We start from the raw sequence: 8,904 nt of genomic DNA on the forward strand, positions 1-8,904 counted from the left end.
GCGGACGCGAGTCAGTCGGTCACCGGGCGGGGCCGCACGACCGGGCCCGGTGTCTCGGCGGGCGGCCGTGCGGGCACGTCGGGCCGGAAGGGCTTGAGCGCGGGCAGGTCGGGGACCAGGTGGGCCGACTCGCGGCAGGTCTCGGCCGCGTCGCCGAGGGAGAGGTACGGCGTTCGGATGCGGAACCAGCCGCCGGAGGTGTCGCCGGCCACGGCGAGGCCGGGTCGTTCAGGGGCGATGGCGCAGGCGGCGGAGACCGCCTCGGGGGCGATGTCGCCGAGTGCCATCTTGGCGGAGGCTGCATCGTTGACGCGGTGGCAGACGCGGCCGGTCAACTGGGCCCGCAGCATGGTCGCGCCCTTGCCCAGCTCGGCGCCGAAGCGCTGGCCGCAGACCTCCAGGTAGATGCCGGCGGCCCGGCCGAGCTGGGCGAGCCGGATGAGCTGGGTGACCATCTCGTCCCGGCGTTCCTCGTCCTTCTTCGTGGCGACGAGGAAGAGTTCTGCCACCTCGTCGACGAACAGCACGACGGGCACCGGACGTTCGTGCTCGGGCAGGCCCCAGATGTCGGAAGTGATCTCCTCGTCAGGCGTGCTCGGCGCGATGCCCTGCCGGGCCTTGATCAGGTCGTACCGGTCCTCCATTTCCTTGATCAGCACGGGCAGCAGCTCAGCGGCCTGCTCCGGGTCGGTGGCGAGCGCCGACAGGCGCGGAGCGAAGGGCGCCAGTTCCACACCCCGCTTGCAGTCGATGCCGACCAGGGCGACGGGTTGATGGGCGAGGCCGGCGACGAGGTGACGCAGGTACATGGACTTGCCGGACAGCGTGGCGCCGAGGGCGAGTTGGTGCGGCACGGTGCGATAGTCGCGTACGAACGGGGTGGCGTCCTCGCGCAGCGCAACCGGCACCCGGAGCAGGCCCGGTCGGAGCTTGCGCGGCATGCGCACCCGCCGCAGCACGTCGAAGCCGACGAGCCGCAGTTCGACCACGCCCGGCTTGAGCGTGGTCACGTAGACGGCGTGGACGCCCCAGGCGTGCCGCAGCCGTTCGGCGGAGGCGGCCACGTCGGCGGGTTCCTGCCCCGGGGCGAGCCGCAGGCGGACCCGCAGCCCCGTCGTCGTCGGCCGGATGATCCCCCGACGCGGCGGTACGGGCCGGACCTCACGGCGGGTGGTGGCCTTGACCGCCAGGACCCGCAGCCGGGAGGGGGCCACGGTCAGCCCGCACGCCTCCATGACGGAGCCGTAGGAGCTGAGCAGCCGGACCATGGCTATCGGTAAGCCGACCGTGGACCAGTAGACGCCGGGGTGTCGCGCCCGGGCGTAGGCGGCCCCACCGCCGAGCGTGACGACGGGACCACCCACCTCCAGAAGCGTTGACAGGTCGGTCATCAGGCCGTGGCCCCCACGGCGGCCGGGAAGGCGGCCGGAGTGACGGCGGCGGCCCGGAAGGCGATGCCGTGCCGCTGCTGGCCGTTGAATACGCTTTCCCACGGCCGGGCGACCAGGCCCGGCAGGGAGACCGGGGCACCGAGGGCAAGCCCTTCTGACACCCCGCTCTCCGGAACGGTCACCTTGATCAGGGACGACTCCCCCTCCTCGATGTACACGACGCCGATCGTCATCAGCGCCTCACCGCTGACGGCGTCCTTCGCGATCTCGCCCGACTGCCGGTCGCGGACCTTGGGCTCGGGCGCCTCGGTCAGCAGAATCGTCGCGGCCGAGGTCTCCACACGGATGGTGCGCAAGGCTTCTTCCCATCTACTCGTCTAGACAAGGTGCATCCTTCGAACCCGACGACGCCGGGAACGAGATTACCTTGCCACACAACTTGCCCACTCGTCTATACGAGTATGCGTGTCGGGGTGTACGAGTCCGGAGAAGTGGCCTCGCGCACCGCCGATCAGGTCGCCGGAAGCTGGTAGGAGAGGACGTAGGCGTCCGCGGCCATGACCGTGTCGCAGACCTCCACGGCCCGCCCCGCAGTGTCGAAGGCGGTGCGGATCAGGTGGATCACCGGCACGCCGGAGGCCAGTTGGAGCGTCTTCACCTCGGACGGCGAGGGCATCCGGGCCCGGATCTCCTCCTCGAAGTGGTCGAGCTGGTGGCCCAGCTCCTCGAGACGGGCGTAGATGCCGCCGGGGCCAGGGTTGGGCTCGGCAATCTGAGTACCGCGGGCGATGTCGAGGGGGAGGTACGACGTGGCGAACTCGACCGGCCGGCCGTCGAGCAGGTACCGGCGACGCCGGGCGAGTACGCGCCGCACGGAACCGAGTCGGGTGGAGATGTCCTGGCTGGCCTTCTCCTCCTTCACCTCCAGGCTGTCGACCTTCGGGTGACTGCCGGCGGCGTCGGCCTCCACGATGAACGCGGACTTCCCCTGCTCGCGGTGGCGCCGGGCGAAGCGGTCGGAGGCGAGGCGGCGCACCGGAGGCCGGGGCCGGACGAAGACGCCCTTGCCGTGCTCGGCGTGGACCAGGCCCTCGCCCTGGAGGATCGAGAAGGAGTTCCGGACGGTCATCCGGGAAACGCCGTAGTGCTCGACCAGCTCAGCCTCTGAGGGCAGCTTCTCCCCTTCCTTGAAGCGCCCACGGTCGATGGCCTCGCGCAGCTGGTCGGCGATCTGCCGGAAGACCGCACGATCACTGGTCGGGTCGAGGCCGCCGAGAATGCTTGGTAGAGACGCCATGCGTACTCCTTTAGGTATCTAGACGAGTGGGCGAGTTTTGTTGCTACGGTGGAGAGCCTAGTCAGCCGAGAGGGCCGAGGAACGTGAGCACAGAACGCCCGCACTCCGTGAGCGTGGCCGGAGTCGTCGTCGACGACCAGGGCCGGGCCCTCCTGATCCAGCGCCGGGACAACGGTCACTGGGAGCCGCCGGGCGGAATCCTCGAACGCGAGGAAACCATCCCCGAGGCCCTTCAGCGCGAAGTCCTCGAAGAGACCGGCATCAAAATCGCCCTTCCGGCGACCCTGACCGGCGTCTACAAGAACATGACGGGTTTGATCGTCTCGCTGGTCTTCCGCTGCGAGGCCGCCGACGGCACGCCCACCACCGGGGACGAGACCCGAGCCCTGCGCTGGGTCACCCGCGACAAAGTCTCCGAACTTGCCGACGAGGCGTACGCGATCCGCGTCATTGACGCACTCGACGCGGCGTCCCCGCCGGCCATCCGCGCCCACGACGGCGTGAAACTCGTCTAGCCCGAACCCGCTGCACATGGCGGCCTACCAGCATGAAGGAACTTGTATGCACGAGTATACGAGTACGGTGAGGGCCTGGGGACTGACTTGCCCAGGTTTCCCGGAAGAGGTCAGCCGGGCCCGCCGCTGGACGCGGGACATCCTGCGCGGCTCTCCTCTGGCCGAGGACGCAGAGCTGATCGTGAGCGAGCTGAGCGCGAACGCGATCCTCCACACCGCCAGCGGCCAGCAGACGGGCAGCTTCCACCTGGCACTCGCGGTCTCCCCGCAGGTGGTCGCCCTGTCAGTCACGGACGAGGGCGACACCGGCACGGCCCCGAAGGTCGAGCACCAGGACGAGCAGGCCGAGCACGGCCGGGGCCTGGGCATGGTCAGCGCGCTCGCCCACCGGGTCGTCGTCCACGACAGCCACGGCGGCTACACGGTCACCGCGGAACTCTTCACCGAGGCCGGACCGGCAGGAGGGCACCCGTGCTGATGTCCGCCCCTTCCGTAGCGCTGAGCACAGGCAGCCGCAGCCGTCCCTACCTGTGCCGAGCCGTCGCCTACCCGCTGAACGAGATCCGCTCCATCCCTCTGGGGTCACACGACGCCACGAGCCCGCGCCTGGCACTGCGCTGGTTACAAGAGCGCACGCGGCACATCGCCGACCAGCTCGACACCGCACACGCACAGCCGGGCCTGCACTGGCTGACGGACGAGGCCGAGCACGAACGAGCCCTCGCCTACCTGACCACAGGCACGGGCTACCAACTCACTCTCTACGACGAGAGCACCCGCTACGTGGTGCTGGCCTACCCGGTGGGAGCGACCTCATGAACGGGCCCACCCGCGGCTACTGGTGCGAGTGTTGGACCGAAGACGTCACCGGCGCAGGAGGGCCGGCGCTCCTGGCATCGTTCGACGCGTACTCGGCACCCCAGGCGGACCGATGGGTCGCCATCGCTCTGCGCACCATCTCACCGGCACTCGACTCTGACGCGTCGGACGAAGCGTGGACATGGCTGCACGAAGAGCGCGCCGAAACCCGCAGGGCTCTCCTGCGCTCCGAGCCGTGCACGGTGACCATCACGCACGCCCACGTCCGCATCACTTGGACCATCCGCCCAGTGATCTTCCTGCCCCTCGCACACCGGCAGGAAGCTGAACTCCCAGCATGCGCACACAGCTTTGAGCCGCACTGCACAGACTGAGTTACAACTTTCTCTACGGGTTCAAGGCGGCTCGCTTCGCTCCCCGCACGCGGCCCGGCCCCCGGCCGGGCCTGCGCTCCTGCCTCCGTCCCGCTCCAGCCCGGCCAGCGCCCGTGCCGCGCTCAAAGCATGCAGCCACCTGATGCCAGAGAAGGGGTACGCCGTGGCGGGGGCGGTCGGCTCCACGGCTTTAGCCACCTCCCCGGTCAGGGTCCCGCGTCGAGCAAGACCAGGGGGCCACTCGTGCTAATTGCGGTCAGGCCCAAAGCCTGCCCGAGTTGCCAACCAGCGTACGGCCCCCTGATCATGCTCGACCCCAGACCGGGCAGGCCACCGGCCAAACCCGCTCCGCCGACCTCAGTCCACAAGTGACCGGCAGCGCACTCGGAGCGTTGCTAAGACTGGCTGGTTCCCAAGCCGCCGCCCAGCTCTGCAGGACCGGCCAGAGCGATGAGCCAGCGTGGATCTAGCACTGGTCGGCACATGAACATAGCCTGGTAGCAGAGAAGTTGGGGGGAGCATGGCATCAAGGTCCTACACAGAGCAGACGATCAAGCAGCTGTTCGGCTCTGCCGCTGGTCGCTGCGCCTTTCCATCGTGCCGGAGAAAGCTCATCTATCCAGCCACGAAACAGAGCAGCACCACGATTGTGGGCGATATTGCGCATATCGTGGCATTCTCGAACGACGGGCCGCGCGCCGACTCGACTGTATCCGATACACAACGGAACAGTTTCGAGAACCTATTGCTGTTATGTGCGGCCTGCCACAGACTCGTGGACGGCCAGCCGGCCGACTACCCCGATGAGGTGCTAAGGGCGATGAAGAAGGAGCATCTTGATTGGGTGGATGGGAATCTTGAGAACAAAATGAGCGATATCAAGTTTCCTGAACTTGAGGTCGTCTGCAGTCGACTTATTTCGAGCGAACTCGCCGATTCGACAGCCTTTAACTCGCTACCGCCTCGCGAAAAGATTAGTCTCAACGATCTTGGCCCTAGCAGCTCTAAGAAGATCACAATGGGGCTAATGCAAGCTCCACTCGTGGCGGAGTACCTGCAAAGTATGGTCACCCATGTAGACCCGGACTTTCCGCCGAGGCTGATCGCGGGATTCAGGTACGAATATGACAGGCACCGAAACACGGGAATCAAAGGCGATGGACTCTTTCTGCTAATGGAAAGCTTCGCCGCTGGCGGTTCAGCGGACTTCGAGCGCCATGCGGCAGGCCTAGCTGTGTTAGCCCACCTATTTCAGGTATGCGACATCTTTGAGACCACATCATGATTGCGCCAAACAAGTACGTAAACACCAAAAATTCTATCTTAGGTCAGGCAAGTTCAATCCTGGCATTGCGTAAGGACAGCACAACCGTTTCCTCCTTGTGGGATGAAATTCGCGAGGGTGGATTCGACATCTCGTACGAGAGGTTCATCCTTTGTCTTGACTTTTTGTACACAGTCGGAATTGTCGAACTAGACAAGGGAACTCTCTCATGGCGTCGCTAAAGATTAGGAAGGTAGGGGCAAATAAGGACTCCTTCCGCGAGGTGTCATTCGAGGATGGCTTGAATCTGATCGTGGCCGAGCGTAGTGCGGCCTCTAGCGATCGCGACTCACGGAATGGCGTAGGAAAAAGCACCCTCGTTGAGATCATCCATTTTTGCCTCGGCTCTTCTGTAACCCAGAAGAACGTAATCCATCAACTACGGGGGGATGAATGGGAGTTTTCCCTCGATCTAGAGTACGGTTTTTCAAGTTTCACCGTACGACGCTCGTTGGATAAGCCGACCGTCGTTACCCTAACCAACTCTGCTCGCGACCTGCCCTCGATGGATGCAGCTAAAGTGTCCCTGAATGGGGACATTGAAATCTCCGTCAAGAGCTGGAAAGAAATCTTGGGAGAAATCTGCTTCAATCTATCCGAGGAGACGACAGCAGAAAAATACTCACCAACGTTTCGTGCGCTCATTTCGTATTTCGCTCGATCGGGACGAGATGCGTATCTTGATCCGTTCACCACATCACGCCAGATTCGCAGTTACCAGAAGCAGGTCTATAACGCGTTCCTTGTGGGACTCAACTGGCGCCATGCATCCGAATGGCAGGTGCTCAAGGATCAGGAAAAGAAGGTTCGCGTACCTTCACAGGACTCAACAGTTCACAAACGCTCCACTCTGGCCGCTTTGGAGAACGAACAAGTAAGACTGCTTGCCGACCAGCAACGTCTACGCAATCAGGTAGCCCACTTTCGTGTCGTTCCTGAATATGCAGCAGTTCAGGAACAGACACAGCATTTGACGACCGAGATGCGTGAACTCGTGAACGAGTCATCTATCTTGAAACAGAAGATTGCCCGATATGAGGAACAGATGTCAGCCGAGTCACCGGGCGACCTTAATCGGGTAAAGGACATCTACAGTGAAGCAGGCCTCCTGTTTCCCGACAACGTAAGCAGAGAATTGACCGATGTTATCCGATTCCATAACGAGGTAACGGGACACCGGCGAGAATACTTGCAAAATGAGGTAGCGCGCCTGCGGGCACGTGCTAGTGAAATCTCAACCACCCTAAACGATCTGGATAGTCAGCGGGCAGACTTGATTCGCATGCTCAACGAGGGTGGAGCAGTCGAGGATCTCGGACAGTTGCAGTTCCGCCTGGGTAGGACCCAGGAACGCCTCGAAGAAATCGGAAAGAGGATCGCCGAACTAGAGAGCTCCGCAGCCGAAGAAGCGACAGTCGCCTCGGGTCGTCAAGCTTTGCTCAGTCGAGCGCTGCTGGATCGCGCAGAGCGGCGTCCAAAATGGTCGTCCGTTACATCAAAGTTTGTGGAAGTGACGCAGTATCTCTACGGCCAACCTGGGGAAATTAATTTTGGCCTGAATGATAATGGCTTTGTTTTCGAGACTAAGATGCAACGCCGCGGCTCAAATGGAGTGGATCTGATGAGTATCTACTCCTACGATATTGCGCTCGCTCAGGTGTGGCAGAGGGCAATGGTTAGTCCCGGATTCCTATTGCATGACAGTCTACTTTTCGAAGGTGTCGATGAGCGTCAGATCGCCCTTGCGTTGGACTTTGGAAAGCAGGCGTGCGAACAACTCGATTTCCAGTACATTGCGCTCATCAACAGCGATAACTTGCCAATCTCAGATCTCCACGAGATCGGCCTCCAATGGGAGAACTATGTAAGGCTACAGCTCGGAGACGCGCGACCAGAAGACGCCCTGCTGGGATTCCGGTTTGGTCAGACGGTTTCCTAATAGGCTAGTGGCACCTTCTGAGATCTATGGCTGAGATGCCGTTACGACATGCACTCCAGGGCCCTCCGCGCCCACGGTGACTGTAGGGGCGCTCATCTGTCACGAACTTTTGTGTCAGTGAGGCTGTGAACAGCAACGTTACTTGAAAACAAAGAGGGCTCCGGAGCCGTGTGCACAGGTCCGAATCCAGCCCAGTTTCACGGAGCCCCGTCCTGTCTTATTTTTTCGCGCTGACCGCCACAGCCCGAGCCCCGCCCCTGGTCCGGGCGCTGTCCGCCCGACCGCTCAGGACAGCGCGTACGCCAGGCCGAACGAGTCCGTCAGGAACGACATCCGCGCCTCCTCCATCGCGACAAGGACGGCACTGACGTCCCGCCCCAGGTAGGCCCCCCACACGTCGACGCCTGCCTCCAACGCACCCATGACGGTGATCAGCGCAGCCAGCACAGTAGCGGCCTCACCAGCCCAGGAACCGTCTGCCGAGCGCCCTCGCGCGATCATCCACGGACGTCCATGCGCTGCACCGGAAACCAAGGGATACGAACTCGTGCTCCACGGCGGCAGGAACGCCTTGATCTCCGCAGAGATGCTGTGGTCGAGAGGCGCAGACTCCCCGTCCACCGTGTACCCGGTCAGCCGCCCACGCCGGTTGACCTGCTGTACAGCCCCCGCAGCGGTTACCAGCTGCTCGGCCTCCGCGATGTCACGTACGGCTGCGGCCTGCTCCTCCGGGCCGAGCACCGCAGCCGCACCGCTCTGGTTCTGAGCCTCCTTCACCCGCAGACTGGCCGCCCGAGCAATCCTCTGCCCCACCGACACAGCCGGGTTGCTTAGGTAACCGACGAATGCCGCGCCCTCCAGAGTCGCGCGGCACAACGTCAGCGGCGACCACACCGGAGGCGGCGACATCATCAAATCGTGCTCCAGCGCACGAACGTGGTCGAGCACATGTGCCCAGACCAGCCGACATGCGTCGACCAACAGTTGGTGGAGATTCCATCGGGCATCCCGCTCTGGCCCCTCAGGCATGGCACTGAGAGCTTCGGCTTCCTGGGCCCAAACACCGCCCGGCACTACCCCGGCCGGCAGCTCTACCGCGCGGCTGGCGTGCTCTCGGAACGCGCGCAGCAAATCTGAACTGGTCTGGGCTAGACGAGTCTTTCCGAATGCCTGCGGGCGCCAAGAGAGGGTGTTCATGATCGTTTGTGACGACGAACTTGAACACCCTCGTGACCGCACTGTACG

At 63.6% G+C, this 8,904-nt stretch carries 11 protein-coding genes; 7 read left to right on the forward strand and 4 right to left on the reverse strand.

What is annotated here, in order from left to right; genetic code table 11:
- Positions 1–11 precede the first annotated feature (11 nt).
- The 3 genes from ACGF8A_RS28445 to ACGF8A_RS28455 all read right to left on the reverse strand — a co-directional run bounded on the left by ACGF8A_RS28445 (position 12) and on the right by ACGF8A_RS28455 (position 2,688).
- Complete coding sequence (locus ACGF8A_RS28445; RefSeq protein WP_393113038.1) at positions 12–1,391, reverse strand: FtsK/SpoIIIE domain-containing protein; 1,380 nt, start codon at positions 1,389–1,391, stop codon at positions 12–14.
- On the reverse strand, positions 1,391–1,747 hold the full coding sequence (locus ACGF8A_RS28450; protein ID WP_362158382.1) for a hypothetical protein: 357 nt from the start codon (positions 1,745–1,747) through the stop codon (positions 1,391–1,393). Before ACGF8A_RS28450 ends, ACGF8A_RS28445 begins: the two co-directional genes overlap by 1 nt.
- Before the next feature lie 155 nt (positions 1,748–1,902).
- Entirely contained in the window at positions 1,903–2,688 is a 786-nt protein-coding gene (locus ACGF8A_RS28455; RefSeq protein WP_393113040.1) for a GntR family transcriptional regulator, read from the reverse strand.
- Positions 2,689–2,795: 107 nt separating this feature from the next.
- On the opposite strand from ACGF8A_RS28455, the gene ACGF8A_RS28460 reads away from it, so the two are divergent.
- From ACGF8A_RS28460 to ACGF8A_RS28490, 7 genes are all read left to right on the forward strand, one after another.
- Positions 2,796–3,203, forward strand: coding sequence for an NUDIX hydrolase (locus ACGF8A_RS28460; protein ID WP_393113064.1), 408 nt, complete (start codon positions 2,796–2,798; stop codon positions 3,201–3,203).
- Positions 3,204–3,249: 46 nt separating this feature from the next.
- Positions 3,250–3,681 carry an ATP-binding protein gene (locus ACGF8A_RS28465; RefSeq protein ID WP_393113042.1) on the forward strand — a complete coding sequence of 144 codons (432 nt, stop codon included), beginning with the start codon at positions 3,250–3,252 and terminating at the stop codon, positions 3,679–3,681.
- A complete protein-coding gene (locus tag ACGF8A_RS28470) occupies positions 3,681–4,022 on the forward strand; it encodes a hypothetical protein (protein WP_393113044.1) in 342 nt (113 codons plus the stop codon). The genes ACGF8A_RS28465 and ACGF8A_RS28470 overlap by 1 nt, the downstream gene beginning before the upstream one ends.
- Positions 4,019–4,396 carry a hypothetical protein gene (locus tag ACGF8A_RS28475; protein ID WP_393113046.1) on the forward strand — a complete coding sequence of 126 codons (378 nt, stop codon included), beginning with the start codon at positions 4,019–4,021 and terminating at the stop codon, positions 4,394–4,396. Before ACGF8A_RS28470 ends, ACGF8A_RS28475 begins: the two co-directional genes overlap by 4 nt.
- Before the next feature lie 520 nt (positions 4,397–4,916).
- The gene (locus ACGF8A_RS28480) at positions 4,917–5,681 is read left to right on the forward strand and encodes a hypothetical protein (protein ID WP_393113048.1); all 765 of its coding nucleotides are present in this window, start codon (positions 4,917–4,919) and stop codon (positions 5,679–5,681) included.
- On the forward strand, positions 5,678–5,902 hold the full coding sequence (locus tag ACGF8A_RS28485; protein WP_393113050.1) for an ABC-three component system middle component 6: 225 nt from the start codon (positions 5,678–5,680) through the stop codon (positions 5,900–5,902). The genes ACGF8A_RS28480 and ACGF8A_RS28485 overlap by 4 nt, the downstream gene beginning before the upstream one ends.
- Complete coding sequence (locus tag ACGF8A_RS28490) at positions 5,890–7,659, forward strand: DUF2326 domain-containing protein (protein ID WP_393113052.1); 1,770 nt, start codon at positions 5,890–5,892, stop codon at positions 7,657–7,659. The genes ACGF8A_RS28485 and ACGF8A_RS28490 overlap by 13 nt, the downstream gene beginning before the upstream one ends.
- Positions 7,660–7,944: 285 nt before the next feature.
- Here the strand turns inward: ACGF8A_RS28490 and ACGF8A_RS28495 are convergent, their stop codons facing one another.
- A complete protein-coding gene (locus ACGF8A_RS28495) occupies positions 7,945–8,856 on the reverse strand; it encodes a hypothetical protein (protein WP_393113054.1) in 912 nt (303 codons plus the stop codon).
- Positions 8,857–8,904 lie beyond the last annotated feature (48 nt).

It is taken from the genome of Streptomyces sp. NPDC047706 (assembly GCF_043204795.1).
Classification (GTDB): domain Bacteria; phylum Actinomycetota; class Actinomycetes; order Streptomycetales; family Streptomycetaceae; genus Streptomyces.

Bases quoted from the DNA above. Each gene is read 5' to 3' on its own strand.
- ACGF8A_RS28470 (WP_393113044.1), top strand. From the start codon at position 3,681: ATGTCCGCCCCTTCCGTAGCGCTGAGCACAGGCAGCCGCAGCCGTCCC.
- ACGF8A_RS28485 (WP_393113050.1), top strand. From the start codon at position 5,678: ATGATTGCGCCAAACAAGTACGTAAACACCAAAAATTCTATCTTAGGT.
- ACGF8A_RS28475 (WP_393113046.1), top strand. From the start codon at position 4,019: ATGAACGGGCCCACCCGCGGCTACTGGTGCGAGTGTTGGACCGAAGAC.
- ACGF8A_RS28495 (WP_393113054.1), bottom strand. From the start codon at position 8,856: ATGAACACCCTCTCTTGGCGCCCGCAGGCATTCGGAAAGACTCGTCTA.
- ACGF8A_RS28455 (WP_393113040.1), bottom strand. From the start codon at position 2,688: ATGGCGTCTCTACCAAGCATTCTCGGCGGCCTCGACCCGACCAGTGAT.
- ACGF8A_RS28445 (WP_393113038.1), bottom strand. From the start codon at position 1,391: ATGACCGACCTGTCAACGCTTCTGGAGGTGGGTGGTCCCGTCGTCACG.
- ACGF8A_RS28490 (WP_393113052.1), top strand. From the start codon at position 5,890: ATGGCGTCGCTAAAGATTAGGAAGGTAGGGGCAAATAAGGACTCCTTC.
- ACGF8A_RS28465 (WP_393113042.1), top strand. From the start codon at position 3,250: ATGCACGAGTATACGAGTACGGTGAGGGCCTGGGGACTGACTTGCCCA.
- ACGF8A_RS28480 (WP_393113048.1), top strand. From the start codon at position 4,917: ATGGCATCAAGGTCCTACACAGAGCAGACGATCAAGCAGCTGTTCGGC.